The organism is Dorea ammoniilytica (assembly GCF_025567415.1).
In the GTDB taxonomy this organism is placed as follows: domain Bacteria; phylum Bacillota; class Clostridia; order Lachnospirales; family Lachnospiraceae; genus Claveliimonas; species Claveliimonas ammoniilytica.
On record NZ_JAOQJV010000003.1, the window covers coordinates 89,240 to 109,544 of the forward strand.

Below are 20,305 nucleotides of genomic sequence, written 5' to 3' on the forward strand. Positions count from 1 at the left end.
ACCAGTGATTCAGATATCTTAGCCATTCTATCCCAGTCATCATCTCAAGTCAGTGTTGCTCTTACTTGTTCTTATCCTCACGGAATCAGTTCTACATCTCTGTAAAGATGATTTTTCATATCTCGTTTCCTCATAGCAGTTACCCGCTACTTTGTAGATATTAGACTCAACTGACGGAACAGCAGGTCTTACACCTTACGGTAAGACAATAAATGTAGTGACTTTCAAGTCACACAAAACAGTTCATATCACTATGCAGGATCACACGCTCACTCAAACTTTTCACCTCCCAGCTGTTTCCTTCAACATGATGTCTTATCAATTTTTGTATGTTTAGTATATATCGACATTCCGGAGATAGTCAAGTAACATCTTGGTTGTATTTTCTCCATTTTGGAGATTATTGTTGATTTTATTTCTAACATACGGTATAATGCATATAGAAAATTCAAATAGAAATGAGGCGAACAAATGCGTGATTTCGGGGAAATATTAGCAGAAAATAGAAAAAAGAAAGGATACTCTCAATCAGATCTGGTAGACCTGCTTTCTCAGGAAGGTATTCAGGTCACTACAAAAGCAATCTCCAAATGGGAGACCAATGCACGAGAACCAGCTTTACATGTTTTCCTGACACTTTGCCAGTTACTTGATATCGAAGATATATATGAATCCTTCTTTGGAGAAAACCCATATAACATTATGAGTGGATTGAATGAAGAAGGCAGAAATAAATTGATTGAATTTGCTGATATTTTGAAAGCTTCTAAAAAGTTTTCTCCACTGTCTGCAAAAATTATCCCATTCCATCATCCTGTAGAAATTACCTGGGAACCAGTTTCTGCTGGTACTGGAAATTACCTGGAGGATTCTGTAAAAGAAACCTATGATGTAGGACACCTTGCTCCTGAGCAGACTGACTTTGGTGTACGGATTTCCGGTGACAGTATGGAGCCACTTTATCATACAGACGATGTTGCATGGATTCAGAAAAAAGATTCTCTTGCTAATGGTGAAATTGGAATCTTCTATCTCAACGGCAATACTTACATCAAGGAATTACACGATGAGCCAGATGGTGTTTATCTGATTTCTTTAAATCAAAAATATCGTCCTATCCAGGTTTTGGAATCTGACTCTTTTAAGATTTTTGGAAAAGTAATCGGGAAATGCAAAGGTGCAGAAATTCCGGGATTTCATTAGACTTCAACAGCAGGTTCATGATCCTGCTGATAACAATAAGCAAAGGAAGTGATTGAATGGCAATCAATAATACACTAAAAGATATTCGTGAAGAACGGAATCTCATTCAAGCAGATTTGGCTGAAGCCATAGGTTCCTGCAGCCAGACTATAGGCCGCATCGAACGTGGAGAACGTAATCCTTCTCTTGAGATTGCAATCCGGCTGGCACATTACCTGAAAGTGCCTGTAGAAGATATTTTTCAGGTTGAAGACTGAAACACAGCTGCCAGAAAACCGAGGAGTAAAATCCCCGGTTTTCCTTTTGCTCAAAAATCAGTGTAATCCTTTTACGAAATCCGCTGCGTTTTTCATATCTTCTTCATTCGGATGGTCTTTAGCAATACCTCCAACCAGTTTAAATGGTCCGAATGTGTCATACCCTTTACAACCAAATTTTCCAACCACACTGGCATGTCTTTTATCCAAAATCTGCTCTATGGTTTTATAATTCGCACTCCCGCCATAAGTACAGATCAGAAATATCTTTTTGTCGTCCGGTAGATTCTTCTCTGCAAATTCCAATATCGACTGATGAAACTTTGAAAAATAGATTCCTGATGCAAACCCAATCATATCATAACTGCTCAGGTCTGCATCTGGCTGTTTCACAGCATCAATCAAATCCACCTGACATTCTTCTGCGATCCTCTTTACTAATTTTTCTGTATTTCCATGATGCACAGATGCGTATACTATCGCTGTTCTCATTTTTCTTCCTTTCCGTCTGCTCCGTCAATCAGGTCATAGCTCATATCCAAAAAGTCCAATATCTTCGCTTCACTGACTGAACCATCCAGTAAAATCGTGATCCAGTGCTGTTTATCCATATGGTATCCTGGTAAAAATCCATAAGTCTGAATAATCATGCTGGTCATTTCTGGATTGCACTTTACATCCATAATGTCAACCAGATCATTTCCCTCTAATCCCAGTTTCGATTTTTCAACCGTCATGATCACTGCATACCATTTTCCATTTTTATGTCGAAGTACTGCACTGTCCGATAGTTTACTCCATAAATATTCCGGCATTGTGCCATACTGTTTCTGCACATATTCAAAAATTTCTTCTTTCTTCACAATCTATTCAACTCCTGATTTTTCTGATATCCTGCCCATAATCATACCACATTTTCGTATCCCATACTACCTGCCAAATTCTTTTGCATTTTTCCGGTTCTCCTGACTTTAACTAATAGAGGGGTAAAACAGCAAGGACAGGAAGTGAGGATACACTTCCGGAAAATCCCAATTTAGGGTACCCTGCCCTAAATTGAAAAAACGCTGAAAGCAACGATACTACTGCCCTCTCAGAAAGGAGAACCCACCAATGGCTGAAAGAAAGAGAAACAAAGAAATTCATTTTTATGTCACCGAAGAAGAAAGGAAGCTAATCCGCAGGAAGATGATAGAATCAAAAACCAAAAACATGGGAGCTTATCTGCGAAAAATGGCAATCGACGGTTATATCGTCAACACCGATACCACTCCACTGAAGAAACAGTATGAGGAAATGCACAAGATTGGTGTAAATATAAACCAGATTGCAAAAAAGGTAAATATCACCGGAGATCTATATCCGGAAGAAATGCAAGAATTGAAAGAGATGGTGAAAGAATTATGGCGTATCTTAAGATCTTCCCCGTTAAAGTAACAGACAAGAAAGCTCTGGACTACATCACGAATCCAGATAAAACAGCTGAAAAACTGTTAGTTTCCAGTTTTGGCTGTTCCCCGGAAACTGCAGATCTTGAATTTTCTATGACAAGAGAAATGGCAAAAAAGAATGGAATGGACAAAGGTGATAACCTGGCATTTCATCTGATCCAGTCCTTCAAGCCTGGAGAAGTTGATGCCGAAACCGCTCATCGCTTAGGGCAACAATTTGCAGACGAAGTACTGAAAGGAAAATATGAATACGTGATCAGTACTCATGTTGACAAAAATCATATTCACAATCACATCCTCTTCAACGCTGCAAGCTTTGTTGATCATCACAAGTATGTTTCCAATAAACGGAGCTACCACAAACTTTGTAGAATCAGCAATCGTATCTGTCATGAAAATGGACTTGCCACCAGTATGCCAACCGGAGAAAAAGGTAAAAACTATAAAGAGAACATGGAATATCATCGTGGCACCAGTTGGAAAGCCAAGCTACGTGTTGCGGTTGATAAGGCAATCTGGGTTTCCATCAACTATGAGGAATTTCTGCAAAAGATGCAGTTAGCCGGATATGAAATCCGCCAAGGAAAGCACCTGTCCTTCCGTGCACCAGAGCAGAAAAACTTCACTTATATGAAATCTCTCGGAAGCTATTATTCCGAAGAAAATGTTCGCATCCGCCTGGCAAAAAATCGTAGCAAAGTAAAAGCTCCAAAGCATCTGTCCAGAGAAGCCCGCCTGTATATCAATATCTCCACGTATGTTACAACCGGCAATCGAGAAGGATTTGAACGATGGGCAAAGCTCAATAATTTGAAAGAGGCGGCCCGCACCTTCAACTATCTTTCCGAAAATAACTTGCTGAATTATGACGATTTCAGGCAGCATGTATCTGACATTGAAGCTTCTGTGAAAGTTGCCGACCAAAGAATAGCACAAATCAACAGTGAACTGAGCACGCAGAAAGTCATTCAGAAACACTGTGATTCTTATCGGCTTTGCCGTAAAGTAATTGAAGATTGTAAATCTGCTAAAAATCCAAAAGCATACCGCACCAAACATCAGGCAGAATACCAGCTCCACGATTCACTAAAAAAAGAGCTTCAGGATCTCGGCGTTACCAAAATCCCAAGCCCTAATAAAGTCCAAAAGCTGATTGAAAATCTTGAATCTGAACAGGCTGCTACTGTCCGGGAAAAACAGGAATTGCAGAAAAAGCAGAAAACCTTGGAAATCATTCAGCAAAATTTCTCTGTGCTGCTCGATGCTCCGGAAATCAATTCAGACTTACTTCCGGCAAAACGGGAATCCGTTTCTGTCACAAGAGGTCAATAAGATTGCACTGCAACTCACTCATTTTCTTCCCAAGGTTTCAGACCCATTTCCTCCCAGGTGACACCATACGGTGCACCTCCGGAGGTATAACCGGCAATAAAGAAAAATCTGTCATCTTGCAAGATTTCTTCTTTAGCCAGATTATCTCTTGTTTCTTTTTTCTGTCTTGCTCGCCTCTGCTGCTTCTTTTGTTTCGCAAAAGCTGCTTTTCCCTGATATGCTTTCGTGTACTCCATACAGTAGAACGCAGCCTGCCGGTCTGCGGCAAGCTGCGCTCCCGCAGCGATGTTTCCATCGACCAGTCCTCCCCGCATCAGGTTCAGCACCGCACGGAGCACGACGGGAAAGAGTGTTGCTTTTTCCCCCTTATCGCCTTGTTGTAGCAGGAACAGTCCTCTTCCTTCGTTGAATACCGCACGCCTCCATCTATCGCCCTGTCAAAAGGTGCCGGCAGATCCATCCCAATCTGCCAGCTGTCAAATAATCTGGTATTTGCCATACGTTTCTGTTTCCTCCAATCTTTTATTTCCTACAATCCCTTGTAATTCTTTCGGCCGCTTCTTTGAAAAATCTCTCTTCCAGGTTCCTTACCGTACAATACAAATCGGGTAAAAGGTATTTGGGTTCTCCACTTTTCCACATTCCAATCCATTATATAAATATATTCGATCAAAGGTTGTTCTTGTCTTCCCTCCTTTTGCCAGCCTGAACATAAAAAAAGACACCAAAAAACAATTCTTTGCTTTTTGATGTCTTTTCTGTCTTTTCAGGCTGATGCCCGAATCAATATTACAGAAGTCCGAACAGACTTCTCCTGTACTTTTCGCACAATCTACTTTCAAATCCCGGACCTCTCCAGAATGAAATTTCTTATTCAGGATATTTCCCAAATAAAACTATTTACGCAATTATCATAGCACTGTATTTTGTTTGCGTCAACATTTCAATCACAATATATAGATAATATCTGTTGATTAGATGCAAATTTCTGTGCTAAATAATTCATTCAAGTTATGCTGTATCATTGCTCTGTTTTTCAACCGAAGCTTTCAATTTCTGAAAAGTCTCTTCGCTGATTGCATGTTCTATCCGACAGGCATCCCTTTCTGCGGTTTCCCGATCAACCCCGACAGCTACAAGCTGCTCCGTAAAGAACTGATGCCGTTCATAAATTTTCTCAGCAACCTCCCGCCCGTCTTCGGTCAGATGGAGATATCCATCTTCATCCACGGTCAGAAAACCGCCATTCTTTAACACACCTACTGCATGGCTGATACTCGGTTTACTGAATCCCATGTGTCGGGCAAGGTCAACGGAGCGAACCATGCCTTTTTCCTTTTGCAATACAAGGACTGCTTCCAAATAATCCTCGCCCGACGCATAAATCTTCATTGCCGCCTCCTTTACTGTGCCAGTTTCCAGCCGATAGCTTCCTGCCTTTCGGATACGAAGTCCGCATACAGACCCTTCTGCTGGATCAGTTCTGCATGAGTGCCGCGCTGAACGATATGGGAATCATCCAATACCAATATCTGATCCGCACCCCGGACGGTTTTCAGGCGGTGGGCGATCATAATAATAGTCTTGTCGTGCGTCAATTCCGCAATCGCCCGCTGCAATTCTTCTTCATTTTCCGGGTCAACGCTGCTTGTGGCTTCATCCAGAATGATAATCGGGGCGTCTTTCAATATGGCGCGGGCAATGGAAATACGCTGCTTCTCACCACCGGACAGGGTTCCTCCGCCTTCCCCGATCACCGTATCATACCCGTCGGTCAGGGCGGAAATAAATTCATGGCAGCAAGCCTTTTTCGCCGCCTCTACCACCTGTTCGTGCGTGGCATCCGGGCAGCCGAATTTGATGTTGTTCTCAATCGAATCGGCAAACAGATACACGTTCTGAAATACCATGCCGATATTCTTCATCAGGCTGTCCAGTTTAAAATCCCGGACATCTTTGCCGCCAACCGTAATTCTCCCGGCGTCTACATCCCAAAATCGGGCAATCAGGTTGCACATAGTCGTCTTGCCAGAACCGGACGGGCCGACAATGGCAGTGGTCGTTCCGGCAGGGATCGTAAAGCTGACATGATCCAGAATTTTTCGGTCTGCATAGGAAAAGTCCACATTATCAAATATAATTTCCGAGGATGCCGGAACCACATCTGCGCCCTTTTCATCCATGACCGGCGTATCGTCAATAGAGTTTGCCGTATCCATAGAAGCCGCCAGCATTTGCAGCAGGGAGGCCATGTTTCCGGCGTTTTCCAGATCATTGAACACCATAAAGGAAGCGATCACCAAAATCACGCCATAGGCCAATGACAGGGAACCGTTCAGCCAGAAGTAAATGGAGGCCAGGAGCAGCAAAACACTGAACACCCGGACAACAACCTGTTTCAGGGCATCATAGGGGACACTGGCTTTTGTCAGTTTCAAATTGTCCCGGCAGCTTGCCTTGATTGCGCTGTCAATGGACTGTGTGCTGTCCTTCTCCATACCGAAGGCTTTCACGATCCCCATCCCCTGGATATACTCCAGGACGGATTCCACAAGGCTTTCCTGTGTATGCTGCCGCACTCCGCTTAAGCGCTCAGATTTGCGGAGCGCCAGTTCCGCCGCTGCAAGATAAAGCAGGACGCCGACTGCGGCAATCAGACCGATCCGCCAGTCAAAAACCACCAAAACGATGACAAGCGCCACCGAATTGAAAAATCCGCCCAACACAGATACCAGCACACGCGCCGCCGAATTTTCCACATCCCCTAACGTGGTGGTAACGATAGCGGTAATGTTCCCGATACTGTTCTTGTTAAAATATCCCATCGGGATGTAACGCAGCCGGTCTCCGATGTGGATACGCTTTTCCGCCACCATACAGTAGCCGGTTTCCGTCTGCTCCATCGTGGAGAAATAGGTCGTGATGATCCTTCCAACCAGGGAAACAGCCATGATGCCCAAAGAAATCCAGATAAACCGGCTGTCCCGGTTATCGGATACCAACGCCTCCACCACGATAAAGAGGGCGGCAAACTGTAAAGCCGCAAACAGGCCGGAGAGGAACGCAAACAGCAGGGATTTTTTCAGCAGTCCCTCTTTGCTGCCAGCAAACGCAAAAATTTTTTTCAATGTTCCATACATTTGACAACACCCCCTTACATATGATCCTTTGCGCCGATATGCGCCTGCCACATATCCCGGTAAAGGGGACAGGTTTCCAGTAACTTATCATGCGTTCCCCGGGCATGGATAGTTCCATCCTTGACCACCACAATATTGTCCGCACCGATAATGGTAGACAGGCGATGGGCAATCACGATCAGCGTTTTACCCACTGTCAGGGCAGAGATTGCTTTCTGCACAACTGCCTCATTCTCTGGATCGATATATGCTGTCGCCTCGTCCAAAATGACCACAGGGGCGTCCTTCAGCATGGCGCGGGCAATGGCGATTCTCTGTCGCTCACCGCCGGAAAGATGGGAACCGGCGCTGCCGACAACGGTATCATACCCTTGATCCAACTTGCGGATAAAGGTGTTACAGCCACTTTGTTTTGCTGCCTGCTCCACCTCCGCATCTGTGGCGTCCGGCCTGCCCATGCGGATATTTTCCCGGATGCTGCGGTTAAACAGGTAATTATCCTGCGATACATAGGAAATCTGGGCGACAATTTCAGACAGCGGTATCTCCTTCAGTTCATGGCCGCCCAGGGTAATACTACCGGACGTAACATCCCAATACCCAGCGATCAGCTTCGCCACGGTAGATTTTCCGGAACCGGACGGTCCTACAAGGGCGGTCATGGTTCCCGGCTGAATGGAAAGGCTCACATCATGCAGCACCTCAGTTTCCCCATCATAGGAAAAGGAAACATGGTCGAGTCCGATACTGGTATCTGCCAGATTTACCGGCGTATCTTTATGGTTCAGTTCTTCCGCGTTCAATAGCTGGCTGATTTCCTCCACATTGGTTCCCAGTACAGCCAGGTCATCCGTAAAGGTAAAGACGGACATGATCGGTCCCACAAGCCCCAGGGAGAAAATCACAATGGAGAGGAACGCAGATAATTCCAGGCTGTCGGACAGCCAGAAGGCAAACCCACAGGGCAGCACACAGATCAGCACTGAGGGAAGGATCGCATTGTAGGCACTCATGGTTTTCTGGTTTTCCCGCATCCATTCCACATAGTAATTCGCATTGTAATTCACGGCGTCCGAATATTTCTTGTAGGAACCGGCTGACTGGCTGAACGCCTTGACGACTTCAATCCCGCCGATATATTCCACAATGGCATTCGCCATATCTTTCCCGGCTTTGACCGCGCCCTCCCATTTCTTTGGGTAACTCATCATACCGACAGACATTACGGCAAGACCGACTACCAGCGTAACAAGGGACAACAGCGCCATGCGCCAGTCCATAATGAAAAGATACACGACAATTACCACCGGAACCAGGATGTTTGCGGTCATCTCCGGGATGAGATGTGCAAACGTGGATTCCATCCCTTCCACCCGGTCAACAATCGTTGTTTTATACTGACCGGACGGAGTATCCAGGATCGTCCCCATCGGAACGCGGGCCAGTTTCCCTGTCAGCCTCTCCCGGATATCCCGCAGCGTGTAATAGGCCGCTGTATGGGAAATAGTCGTTGACAGACTGGAAAACAGCACTTTCCCCAGGTATCCGCAAAGTGCGACCATGCAAGCTGTCACATAACGGGAAAAATCCTGCTCCCCGTCCAACATCATTGTGACGATATGCGCCACACAGAAATAAGGCACCATCTGACAGGCAACGCCCAAAACCGCAAGGACGACGCTGCCGATGAATTTCCCGTGATACGGTTTGCCCCAGCCCAATAAAACACTTATTGGCGACGCTTTCTTTTCTTCTTTCATTTCATGGACACCTCCTTCTCCATATCGTTCAGGAAGAATTTCAGCAGACGGTTCCTGCCATCGCTGTCCTCTATGGAATAGCTCTCCTGAACCTGTCCGTTTTCCAAATGAAGGACAAATTCGCAGCACCGCAGGATAAATTCCGGATCATGCGTTACCACAACAGCAGTCCTCCCTGTATCCGTTACCTGATTGACAACCTTTGCAACCTGCCTCATGTGCAGGAGGTCAAGGCCGCTGGTCGGCTCATCAAATAATACAAGGGGCCTCTCCGATGTAATCGCAGAGGCAACCGCAACGCGCTGCTTCTGCCCGCCGGATAAGCTCATTGGATGGCAGTCCTTGTATGGCAATAAATCCATTCCATCCAGAATCTGTTCTGCTTTTTCTTTGTCCTCATCTCTCATGCTCAACAGGATTTCATCCAGGACGCTTTCTGTAAAAAGCTGATGATTTACGTCCTGCATGACCATATAACACAGCCGGAGCCTTTCTTTTTGGGAATACGCCCTTTCCTGATCCTGTACCAAGCCCCGGCACCGCTTTTCCAATCCGCACAGACACCGGGAAAGGGTTGACTTCCCAGCCCCATTATGCCCGATCACCGCAGTTGCCTTGCCAACCGGAAAGACCGCTTCTGGAATATGCAGGATTTCCGGCTCATGTTTATAAGAAAATGAAATATTGGATAGCATCCAAGATGAATCCGATCTGTGCGAAACCGGTCCCGTTATCTCTTTCAACCCGTCCAGTGATAAAGGACGAAGTCCCATTTCATCCCGCTGTTTTGCAGACAGGCCCGTAAATTCCTTCGCCGAATAATCGCCCTGGATTTCCCCGTCTTTCAAGTATAGAACGCGGTCAAATAAACCGGACAGATAATAGAGCCTGTGTTCCGATATAATAATCGTTTTTCCCTGTGCTTTCAGGATGGAAAGGAGCTGCCGGAAATCGGATATGGCGTAGGTATCCAGATTGGATGATGGTTCGTCCAAAACATAAATCCGGGGATCAACCGCCGCAGCCGAGCCGCAGGCGATTTTTTGCTTTTCCCCACCGGATAGGGAGAAAATGCTCCTGTCAAGCAACGGCTCCAGTTTTAACTGCCCTGCCACACGGTTTACCCGTTCCCGTACAATTTCCTCCGGCATCCCGTGATTTTCCGGCCCAAAGGCCAGCTCGCTGGTCGTATCCACATTGAAGAACTGGGAACGGGGATTTTGGAATACAGAGCCTACCTTCAATGAAATATCAAACAGTGATAATTCGCGGGTATCCTTTCCGTCCAACCGGACAGAACCGGTAAAATTCCCTTCATGGTAATGGGGAATCAGGCCATTCAGCAAACGTGTCATCGTAGTTTTTCCACAGCCGGAGGGTCCGCAAAGCAGGACAAAAGAACCATCCTCAATCGTACAGGAAATATTCTGTAATGCCCCTCCAGTCTGCGTATCATTGCCAGGAATCCCACTGGCCGGATAGGAAAACGACACATTCTGACATTCGATCATGATATTCACCCCCTTGCAACCAGCACATAAATCTGTGCGGCAAATGCACCGATACAAATCAGCAGCAGAATCACATCCTGCACATGAAACCCTAACTTGCAGATATTTGTCCGTTTTACAGGACCGCCCAAACCTCTGGTAAGGGCAGCGGCAGAAAGTTCTTCCCCGATCTTTACCGAGCATATCATCATGGGAACCATGCGGTATTCCAGGATCGTGCCTGCTTTGCCACCGCCAAAACGGACGCCGCGCATCCGCATGGCGTCCCCAATCGCGCTCCATTCCTCCGCGACTGTCGGGAAAAACCGAAACATCACGGACATGGGGATTGTGATCTGCTTTGGAAGATGGATCCGTTCCATAGCCGCCACAAATTCGCTCACTGTTGTCGTGGTGACAACAAAATATCCCATTACTATGCCGGGCGTAAACCGCAGCAGTATGCCGACAACGGCAACCGCAATATAATTGAGAACGCCGGTCAGCCGTGACAGTCCAAACATTTTCAGGCACAGGCTACCGCCAAAAATCAGGATGTAGAGGACTGAATCTTTCCATTTTTTTGCCGCCAGCAGAAGCAGCAGCGGAATCGCAGCAAGTACGATTATGTAATACTGCATGATACCCTCATACGAACCGCCCAGGATAAAAACGGCTATGGTAATCAGTACCGCCAGCTTTGTCCGTGGGTCAAGTATGATCCCGCTGTTGCTTTTCTGGCTTGCAAGAAGTTCGCGGCTCATTATACGATTCCCGCCCGTTCAAAGTGCTTCCTGAAAATCTTCTGCCCGATCAGGCCGCCCACAATCCCGCTGACAAAGGACGCCGCCAGCAGGATCGGCAGAATCCAGTCCGGCATATAAGCCATGAGCGTATCGGCATATTCCTTGCCATAGCCGGGAAGAAGGCTCTGATAGTAAGCGTCGCGGGTTACTACGATGGGAATAAATGCGCCGATGACCCACATGGAAAAAACGCCATGCGTCAGCACTTCGCGCTTTGCATTTTTGTAATCACAAGCCTTCAGCATGAAATCGGCAATCAACCCAAAGATCAAGCCAGTGGGGATGCACCAATAACCCATGCCTGTCAGCAGCATAATAATTCCCAACAGCACGCCGCAGATAGTCAGCATCCCAAACTTCTTGATTTTAGAGAAAAACAGCATCATGGGGATGCCTCCGACCAGCGGGACGATCACACTGATGAGTGGGATGAAGATCGGGATAAACCCGATGGATGCCGCTGCAAAAATGACAATAAAATAGATTGCCGTAAAAATACCGATGTTGATTAAGTCCTTGCCCTGCAATTTGTTGTTCATTGCGAAACCTCCTCGATTGCTTTCTATTGATTAGACTTAGCTAACCATTTATAATAGTAGCACACATCTGGAATTGCTTCTATGCCCGTTTCGGTGTTTTAAGCCCAAATAGCAACGAGTTTTTCTGTCTGTCCGGGTATTGGATTGACCAGACACAAAAATACGCTTATAATAATTTCAACAAATTTGGAACCATAACAGGACGAAAGGGGAGGATACCATTGCGGGATATGATAGACAGCATTTTAGAGAACAGCCACTCGATTTCAGGAGTGGCTTTAAAAAATACCCCAAACAGCAGAGAATTACTATTAGACCAAGCCACTGGAAAAGGGCGCATGACATTCTATACTCTTTTCCCCGGCCTGACGGTTGCGTTTATTTTTGTGAATGCTCCCGCATGGCCGGAGTCTGACGAAAACTCTGATTTAAGGCCGTTGCTGATCAATTATTGCATTTCTGGAAGGAGTGAGCTGCTCTTAGATGACGGCAGCTATATCTATCTGAAAGAAAATGATTTTTGTGTCAGCGAACAGACCGCACAAAAAGAATACATTTTCCCCACAGGCAAGTATCAGGGGATAAAGATATATTTTGACCTTGCGCTGCTTTCGCAATCCAGCGGACAGATCATGGAGACTTTTGATATTGACCCCGCCCAATTAGAAGAACTCTATTGCAGAAAAAGAAAGACCTATATCAATGAAGCGGACCATGACCTAACAGCGGTTTTTCAAAAACTCTGGTCTCTTTCAGAAAACCCTTCTCCTTTTTACCTGCGGATCTATACGCTTGAACTGCTGCACGAGCTTCTCTGCATGGAGATCCACCCGTCCAAAACCTGCGGCTTCTATACAGAAACTCAGGTTGAAATTGCAAAGAGGGCTGCACAGATTATCAGTGAAGATTTGCACAAACATATCCCCATAAGCCAGATAGCCGAACGGTTTTCCGTTAGTGAAACGAGCCTGAAAAACTATTTCCGAGGAGTATATGGTCAGAACATTTCAACCTGGCTGCGTGAAATCCGCATGGATACAGCTGCCGAACTTTTGTCAAATACGAAGCGTCCGATCGCTGAGATTTCTGAACAGGTCGGATATTCCAATCAGGGGAAATTTGCAGCAGTATTTAAGAAACGATTTGGTTTATCGCCTTTGGAATACCGGCGTTTAAAAAACTTAGATAAATCTTGAAAATATTATACTTTTTAACTGATTATTCAATTCTTAGAGCCACTTGTCGACTAGACTGGTGGCTCCATAGATAACAATCGTTATAATTTTATTCTCTTTATTCAGTTCAAAATCGTATATCGTTTTTTAATATTGTTTTTTACCACTCTTTTTTGACTCTCTAATCGCATGATATGCACGGATTATCTCTTCTCTACCCACTTTCTCCCATTTAAACCCCAATTGTTCCAATATAAATATTGTTCTGTCACCCCCTATATTTAGGTCACACTTTCCAATATCATTCACTATTTCACACTCAAAAACCAGTTGTTTAAATAATTCCTGTTCTTTTGTATCTGTTTTCTTATAATAATTATAAATTTCTTCCACCGATAACTCTTTCATAATAATATCTTTGTTATTTTCACAGTCCTTGAAACAATTTAGAATTTCCTTAATTGTAAGACCGTTAGGATTTATAACATGATATACATCATTAGATCTATCGTCCGACAAAATCAACTTTACAACAGCTTCACTAATTTTATCCACACATGAAATATCCATTTTTCTTTGAATTTCAGACGGTACTATTCGTAATCTATACAAATTACGGTAATAAATATAGGCAGAACTTTCATTTACATTTATTTGATATTTTCCCGTTTTTGAATCAAACAGAATACCACTCATACGATATATACTGCTTTGAACCCCTTGATTTTTAGCATTCTTTAATACCTTTTCCGCTTTTACTTTAGAGCGTAAATACTGATTTTCCAACCCATCTAAAGTGCTTTCATCATATTCTGTAAAAATTGTTTTACTTTTTTCCATATTAGCTCCGTATACAATTCCTATTGTAGACATATGGTGGATATCTTTATTTATACCATTTTTTGCAAAATCTACTATATTTTCAACAATTTTAACATTGATTAATTCAAACTCCGAATTTTTACCCATATGTTTAACTAGGGCAGCCGAATTAATGATAGCTTCTATATGATTTGCTAATTCTTTATATTCATTTTCTGTTAACCCAAACATATCTAATGTCAAATCACCTATAATTATTTTTATCCGATGTGAATATTGATCATAACTTCCATTTCCAAAATAGTATTCATAATGCTTCTTTATTCTATTTTGAGCTTGACGCATAGAATCTGCACGGATTAAAAGAGTAATGGTTGCCACGCTTTCTAGTAACAATTGGTGCAAAAGATATATGCCCAAAAAACCCGTTGCTCCTAGCAATAATACATCTTTATATTTATCGTCTTCTTTCTTTACATTATTTACTTTTGCATATTTCTTTTGATATTCTCGCTTCTCTGTTTCATTAATTTCTTTTAACTGTTTGAACGCAAAAGTCTGTTCAAATTTTCTTAACATTATGTTTGCATCTTCTTTTAAATTAGCTGCAATGTTTCTGATTGTTGGATTGGCAAAAAATTGTGGTATATCCACTTCAAAACGCTCGCTCAATTTACTTATAATGGCAATCGCCTGTAAAGAACTTCCTCCTAGATCAAAGAAATTATCATCAATATCAAATGTATTATCTTGAAGTGTATCTTTCCAAGCATCATACACAATATTCTGATAAAACTGTTCTTTTCTTTTCTCGTCCATATTATTGAACCTCCAATAATTTCTGATTTATCATTTCACATATACACTGTTTTTCTATATCTACAAAAAAGTGTCCTCCAGCCATTTCTTCTATTTTTACATTTCCATTGGTACATTCTCTCCATTTTTCTATTTTTTCACGATGAATATTTTTGTCTTCCTTTCCATACCATATATCAAAATCACAAGACATTCTTTCGTGCGATCTATATTGATAAGTAGCAAGCATATTACAATCTGCTCTTAACATAGGAATATAATAATCTAAAAACACTTTATTTTTAACAATAGCCTCATCAAACATTTCCAATCTCAATAAATATTCAATTACATCTTCTCTTGTTCCTTCTGCAGGAAACTCCAAAATAGAACCTTTTAAATATTCTGGGGACTCGCTCGAAGCTATAAAGCCTGCTATAGGTTCTCTATCATATACCTTTTTCACTTTTGCAGAAATTTCATAAGCCAAAACCGCCCCTCCACAATACCCAAAAAAAGCATATGGAACAGAAAAGAGTTCCTTATTTTCGTTTATAAAATCATCTACAAACAACTCGAAATTCTCTTCCATTGGATCATTTTTTCTAAGTTCCCTTTCTGGATATAATATAGGGAGCAAATTTATTCTTGAATCTATTAATTTCTTCCAAGTAGCAAAATTACTTGCACTCCCTCCTGGATAAGAAAAACATAATAAATTAATTTTATTCTCTTCTGACATTCTACCATGCGCTATCCATTTATTATCGTACATACGTTCCTCCTATATTATTGCTGGTTTGTTATGCATTCTGCCATCTTATATATTGTGGGTGATGAATAAACATCCATTAACGACATTTTATACTGATATCTAGTTTCAAGTTCTGTGAGAAGTTTTACAACAAGAATAGAGTCTCCACCACATTCAAAGAAATCTTCATCAACTGAAATATCCGTTGTATTGAATAGCTCACACCAAACTTTGTATATATTCTCCTCTGTTTCTGATAATTTTTGTTCAGATTTCCCTCTACTTCTGCTCTTCTTCATTCCTTCAATTGCTCTTGACGTAAGAACCTTGATATCAATTTTCCCGTTTACCGTTAATGGAATTTCACTAAGATATTCACAATATACCGGGATCATATACTGTGGAATTTTTTCGGATAAATATTTTCCTAATTCTTCTTTAGAGAGCGCATCACTTTCATTTTCCAAAACAGCAAACATACATACAGAAATTACATCATTATTATTTACAGTTATTACTTTCAAATCTTTAGGATGCAATATCTCTACTATTGCCATTTCAATTTCGCCCAGTTCAACCCGATGTCCACGTATTTTTACTTGGAAATCAGATCGTCCTTGAAATTCAATAGTTCCATCTGGCATGTATCTCCCGATGTCTCCTGTTTTATATAAGCGTTCTTTCAACTGCCTCGAATATATAAATTTTTTCTCTGTCAATTCCGGATCTCCCAAGTATCCAATTGCCAACCCTTTTCCGGCAATATAAATATCCCCAGAAATCCAGTCTAACGTCTCTTCTCCCTTTTCATTTAATATATAAAACCTTTGATTAGCCAATGGCTTTCCGTAAGGAATGCTTCGAATATAATTTTGCTTTATATTAATCGGATAATATATAGACCATATTGCAGCCTCAGTTGCTCCTCCTAAACTTACAATTTCAGCATTTGGAAAGTACTTGCTAATCTCCTTCGGTAAATCTACAGGTATCCAGTCTCCAGAAAGTAATATAAGCCTTACTGCATCTAATATAGGTTTTTCCTTCCCTTTCAAAAACATAGTTAGCATTTTCATCTGTCCTGGAACCCCATTAAACACACTTATATTTTCATGTTTCAGAAGATCATACCAATGTGCAGGATCTTTCGCCTGCTCCTCATTCACCTGAACCAGTTCTGCACCAGCAAAAAAAGTTCCAAAAATATCATACACAGACAAATCAAAACTCAGATTAGAAATATTCAAAATCCTGTCATCGGAGTTAATTTTAAACTTATTGTTAATGTCCAATATAGTATTAGTTGCAGCACTATGAGAAATAATTACTCCTTTAGGATTTCCTGTACTTCCTGATGTAAAAATCACGTATGCTGGTGCTTCTATATCTATGTTTATCTGTTTATAATCATTGCCAGACCTCTCTTTCCTCTTAATATCTCGTATATTCAACTTTTTTGTTAAATCATGGCTTATAAAATTATCTTCTTCAAGTATACAACATTTCACGTGAGCACTTTTTATAATTTTATCGACCCTTTCTGATGGTTGATGAATGTCCAAAGGAAGGTAAACCGCTCCTTTTGACAATATGCCAAGAACTGCTGCAATCTGCCAAACTCCCTTAGATACTGCTACCGCGACAATATCCCCTTTAAATACATCCTCAGATTCAAGAACTTCAATTATTGTATCAACATAATACGAAAGTTCTTTATATGAATAATATTTCCCATTTGAATAAAGGGCTTTGTTCTCTTGACAACATTCTAAAGTTTCAAAAAAACCTTCATGCAAATATTTAGTTTCAAATTCTTTCCTCGTATTATTAGTAACACATCTGATTTTTCTAACAGCTTTTGGTAAGATTGATTCTAACGAAATATCCAAAGTATTATTATCAATAATCCTATATATTAATTCACGGAAACTTTCAAAAGCTTCTTCTATTAATCCTTTCGGGAACACGCCTAAACGCACATCCCAATTTAAACGAACTCCTTTTTCCAATTCTAAAACCTGACAATCTATAAGGACTTGAGGTGTCTGACTAATCGTATAAAGGATTTTTCCTTTTCGTTGATTACTATACTTAACTGCCCCAAGTGTACTTGTATATACTGCCGGAACTGTAATCTCCTTTTTTATTCGTTTTCCCATTTCCCTTAAAACTTCTTTGCTAGAAAAAGAATTATGGCTTAAATCTTCCCATAATCTATATTGAATTTTTTTGGCTTTTTCAAAATAATTTGTATAATCAAGATCTTCAACTTCCAAAATATTAGCAGTTGTAAAATCCCCTATAACTCTGTCAATACTCGGATGAAATGGAGGGCGATCAACCATCGTAACGTCGATGCAAAAACTTTGGTTTTTTGAAATTTTTCTCAATGCCTCTGCATACGCTGTTAATATTAAGCTTGAAGTGGTAAGCTGAAAGTTCTTTGCCAAATCACATAACTTTTCATATTCATCTGATTCAAGGAAAAATTTATATTGTGTAAAAAGGACTTCTTTTTCCTGCTGTTCTACCACTGGGAATTCTGGTACTTCTGACAATCTAGGAATCCTTTTTTCCCAATACTTTTTATCCTCCTCGTATTTTTTCTTCCCATTTACTGTTTTTTTCAGGCTTTCCTTGTATAGTACAATATCTCTAAATGATAACTGTTGTTTAAATGAAAGTTTACCGTTATAATATACTTCTTCAAATTCATTCAAAATAACATTTATGCTTACAAAATCAGCAACAAGCATATCTAATGAAATATGTAAAATATATTTGTTTTTCAATTTTGTTATCTCAACATCAAATAAAGGCCAAGTGCCTACGCGATATTGCTTTTTGGTTAAACTTTCCCTTTTTTGGGCAATAATAACTTCTGCATTTTCCATATCTGACAAATCCGAAAATACTATTTGTGGCACTGTATATGATGATAATATTTCTTGTGTTCCCTCTTGATTAATAACAGCGTGCAGCATATCATTATATTTAATAACCTGCTCCCACGCATATTGTGCTTTGTTCAACTCTATTTGCTCATATTCTATTTCCGTATAAATTTTGCAGTTTGTCCCACCAAATTTATAAACATTATCCTGTCCGACTAAATATGATAATTGAATGTCAGTTAAAGGAAACTTTTCATATTTATCTTCTTCGTCAACAATGATTTCACTTTCTGTGTGATCTAATAGAAATTTTATAATTTCTTTCTTATTTTTCTTTAAAATGTCTTTATCCTCATCAGTAAGTATATTTTGAGGTGCAGAAAAATGTAATTTATTATCACTGACCGATAATTTAATTCCTCTTCTTTGATAATTTAATATCAATTTCTCTGTTTTCATTTTTTCTCCAATTCTATTTTATTTATTGGGATGTCTTTAGTCCAACGATTCCTTATTCTCGATTCTGGCAACTAAATTCTCTATAGTTTCGCACTCATAAAATGCAATAATATCTATTGTCTTTCCATATTTTTCTTCTAAAATAGCTATAACTTGAACTGCCAAAAAAGAATTGCCCCCTAAATCAAAAAATGAATCTCCAATTGACGGCATTTTCTGAAGTTTCAAAACTTCTTTCCATATTTCTTGCATTATTCTTTCCATTTTTTCTCCTCTTAAATTCATCTTATAAACTCTTCAATAGCTATCTTATTTTTTATTGGTATCTCATTAATTTTCATATATTCTCCATTTTCCAATTCAGTTGAAATTTTCTCTAAATATTCTGGATTCAAAATTTCAAATCCATAGTTTAACCCTGATAATACCTTTCCCGGACTCATAGCAATTTCTTTCACAACTTCACCCAAAAAATTACCACACAACCTATTCACATTTTTTAAAAATAATTTCCCCGATATACATTTTTCATATCCTGATTTTTCTCCAATTAATTCAAAAAATAAATATGCACCTACTTCCTCCTTCCCAAAAGTTTCATCCTGCTCTATTCTCTCGTATAATTTTCGCTTAATATTTTCAGCAGCAACATTAGATTCATACCTTGATCCTTCAATAAGCAGTTTCATAAAAAAGCGAAGTGTTTCCATATTGTCATATGCACAAAAGAAATATTGCTGATCCGAACCAATTTTTTTCTGTAATCTAATTGTATCTCTATTTATAAGTGGCTTAAAAATAACTTTATTTTTTGAGAAGGGAGTTTCATATGTCTTTTTAATATTTATTGACAAAGGGCATATATTCCCATGTAAAATATAAGAATCTCCAAAAAGGTTCTTATTCGCAGCGCCCAGAATCATATCAACAAATGCTCCTGGTGAACAACCATCAAAACCACCCTGATATATAACAGTTCTTCTTATTTTATCGAACTGTTTATGTGCAACGATATATGGTAAAAATTCGGAAATACCAGGAATATATCCACAAGATGTTACACATTTTCCAGTTACATTTCTTTCCTCTTGCTCAAAACTCATATCAGAAGGATCGATATATATCTTATCTTTCTTGCATACGGCGTCTTTAACGATTTTCCCATATAAATGGGAAGGACTTATGCAATTGATAACTATATCGCATTTCTCAACAAAACCATCTAGCTGTCCCTTATCCATTACATCAATATTTGTAAATGAATAATTCTTATAATCATCAAAATATGTAACACTATTTCTTTGTGCACCCAAAACTTGAAAACCCAATCTTAGCAACTTTTCAGTCGCGTATTTCCCTATATGCCCTCCACAACCCAAAATTCCAATTGTATTTAAGCTCATAAATCTGCCTCCCATTCTAATA

General features: G+C 40.7%; 20 protein-coding genes. 5 read left to right on the top strand and 15 right to left on the bottom strand.

Annotated elements, in window-relative coordinates; translation table 11 throughout:
• Positions 1-702: 702 nt before the first annotated feature.
• Both OCV65_RS04110 and OCV65_RS04115 read left to right on the top strand, forming a co-directional pair.
• Positions 703-1,203, top strand: a complete 501-nt coding sequence (locus OCV65_RS04110) for a S24 family peptidase (protein WP_155512137.1) — start codon at positions 703-705, stop codon at positions 1,201-1,203.
• Between the two features lie 56 nt (positions 1,204-1,259).
• A complete protein-coding gene (locus tag OCV65_RS04115; protein WP_005344265.1) occupies positions 1,260-1,460 on the top strand; it encodes a helix-turn-helix transcriptional regulator in 201 nt (66 codons plus the stop codon).
• 57 nt (positions 1,461-1,517) lie between these two features.
• Here the strand turns inward: OCV65_RS04115 and OCV65_RS04120 are convergent, their stop codons facing one another.
• Positions 1,518-1,952, bottom strand: a complete 435-nt coding sequence (locus OCV65_RS04120; RefSeq protein WP_024720755.1) for a flavodoxin family protein — start codon at positions 1,950-1,952, stop codon at positions 1,518-1,520.
• Positions 1,949-2,323 (bottom strand): MmcQ/YjbR family DNA-binding protein, encoded by a 375-nt coding sequence (locus tag OCV65_RS04125; protein WP_024720756.1) that lies wholly within the window; start codon positions 2,321-2,323, stop codon positions 1,949-1,951. Before OCV65_RS04125 ends, OCV65_RS04120 begins: the two co-directional genes overlap by 4 nt.
• Positions 2,324-2,573: 250 nt before the next feature.
• Here OCV65_RS04125 and OCV65_RS04130 point away from each other — a divergent pair, with 250 nt between their 5' ends.
• Both OCV65_RS04130 and OCV65_RS04135 read left to right on the top strand, forming a co-directional pair.
• The gene (locus OCV65_RS04130; RefSeq protein WP_024720757.1) at positions 2,574-2,897 is read left to right on the top strand and encodes a plasmid mobilization protein; all 324 of its coding nucleotides are present in this window, start codon (positions 2,574-2,576) and stop codon (positions 2,895-2,897) included.
• A complete protein-coding gene (locus tag OCV65_RS04135) occupies positions 2,864-4,243 on the top strand; it encodes a relaxase/mobilization nuclease domain-containing protein (RefSeq protein ID WP_055057329.1) in 1,380 nt (459 codons plus the stop codon). The genes OCV65_RS04130 and OCV65_RS04135 overlap by 34 nt, the downstream gene beginning before the upstream one ends.
• Before the next feature lie 14 nt (positions 4,244-4,257).
• Here OCV65_RS04135 and OCV65_RS04140 read toward each other — a convergent pair whose 3' ends face one another.
• The 8 genes from OCV65_RS04140 to OCV65_RS04175 form a co-directional block, all read right to left on the bottom strand.
• Positions 4,258-4,557, bottom strand: a complete 300-nt coding sequence (locus OCV65_RS04140; protein ID WP_024728259.1) for a hypothetical protein — start codon at positions 4,555-4,557, stop codon at positions 4,258-4,260.
• 5 nt (positions 4,558-4,562) lie between these two features.
• The gene (locus tag OCV65_RS04145) at positions 4,563-4,742 is read right to left on the bottom strand and encodes a hypothetical protein (protein WP_024728260.1); all 180 of its coding nucleotides are present in this window, start codon (positions 4,740-4,742) and stop codon (positions 4,563-4,565) included.
• 512 nt (positions 4,743-5,254) lie between these two features.
• Positions 5,255-5,635: a metal-dependent transcriptional regulator gene (locus OCV65_RS04150; protein WP_024720760.1), complete on the bottom strand. Its 381-nt coding sequence runs from the start codon at positions 5,633-5,635 to the stop codon at positions 5,255-5,257.
• An 11-nt stretch (positions 5,636-5,646) separates the two neighbouring features.
• The gene (locus OCV65_RS04155; protein WP_024720761.1) at positions 5,647-7,383 is read right to left on the bottom strand and encodes an ABC transporter ATP-binding protein; all 1,737 of its coding nucleotides are present in this window, start codon (positions 7,381-7,383) and stop codon (positions 5,647-5,649) included.
• A gap of 14 nt (positions 7,384-7,397) precedes the next feature.
• Positions 7,398-9,143 (bottom strand): ABC transporter ATP-binding protein, encoded by a 1,746-nt coding sequence (locus OCV65_RS04160; RefSeq protein ID WP_024720762.1) that lies wholly within the window; start codon positions 9,141-9,143, stop codon positions 7,398-7,400.
• Entirely contained in the window at positions 9,140-10,654 is a 1,515-nt protein-coding gene (locus OCV65_RS04165) for an ABC transporter ATP-binding protein (protein ID WP_055057327.1), read from the bottom strand. The genes OCV65_RS04160 and OCV65_RS04165 overlap by 4 nt, the downstream gene beginning before the upstream one ends.
• A 5-nt stretch (positions 10,655-10,659) precedes the next feature.
• Entirely contained in the window at positions 10,660-11,397 is a 738-nt protein-coding gene (locus OCV65_RS04170) for an energy-coupling factor transporter transmembrane component T (protein ID WP_055057326.1), read from the bottom strand.
• Positions 11,397-11,978 carry an MptD family putative ECF transporter S component gene (locus tag OCV65_RS04175; RefSeq protein ID WP_055057325.1) on the bottom strand — a complete coding sequence of 194 codons (582 nt, stop codon included), beginning with the start codon at positions 11,976-11,978 and terminating at the stop codon, positions 11,397-11,399. The genes OCV65_RS04170 and OCV65_RS04175 overlap by 1 nt, the downstream gene beginning before the upstream one ends.
• A 230-nt stretch (positions 11,979-12,208) precedes the next feature.
• On the opposite strand from OCV65_RS04175, the gene OCV65_RS04180 reads away from it, so the two are divergent.
• Complete coding sequence (locus OCV65_RS04180) at positions 12,209-13,174, top strand: helix-turn-helix transcriptional regulator (RefSeq protein ID WP_055057350.1); 966 nt, start codon at positions 12,209-12,211, stop codon at positions 13,172-13,174.
• 126 nt (positions 13,175-13,300) lie between these two features.
• On the opposite strand, the gene OCV65_RS04185 is transcribed toward OCV65_RS04180, so the two are convergent.
• From OCV65_RS04185 to OCV65_RS04205, 5 genes are read right to left on the bottom strand one after another with little or no spacing between them, the layout of a single operon-like run.
• On the bottom strand, positions 13,301-14,794 hold the full coding sequence (locus OCV65_RS04185; RefSeq protein WP_055057324.1) for an SDR family oxidoreductase: 1,494 nt from the start codon (positions 14,792-14,794) through the stop codon (positions 13,301-13,303).
• A gap of 1 nt (position 14,795) precedes the next feature.
• Positions 14,796-15,548, bottom strand: coding sequence for a thioesterase II family protein (locus OCV65_RS04190; RefSeq protein ID WP_055057323.1), 753 nt, complete (start codon positions 15,546-15,548; stop codon positions 14,796-14,798).
• A 14-nt stretch (positions 15,549-15,562) separates the two neighbouring features.
• Positions 15,563-18,880, bottom strand: a complete 3,318-nt coding sequence (locus OCV65_RS04195; RefSeq protein WP_055057322.1) for a non-ribosomal peptide synthetase — start codon at positions 18,878-18,880, stop codon at positions 15,563-15,565.
• Between the two features lie 36 nt (positions 18,881-18,916).
• Complete coding sequence (locus tag OCV65_RS04200; protein WP_055057321.1) at positions 18,917-19,165, bottom strand: phosphopantetheine-binding protein; 249 nt, start codon at positions 19,163-19,165, stop codon at positions 18,917-18,919.
• Positions 19,162-20,283, bottom strand: coding sequence for a saccharopine dehydrogenase NADP-binding domain-containing protein (locus OCV65_RS04205; protein ID WP_055057320.1), 1,122 nt, complete (start codon positions 20,281-20,283; stop codon positions 19,162-19,164). The genes OCV65_RS04200 and OCV65_RS04205 overlap by 4 nt, the downstream gene beginning before the upstream one ends.
• Positions 20,284-20,305 lie beyond the last annotated feature (22 nt).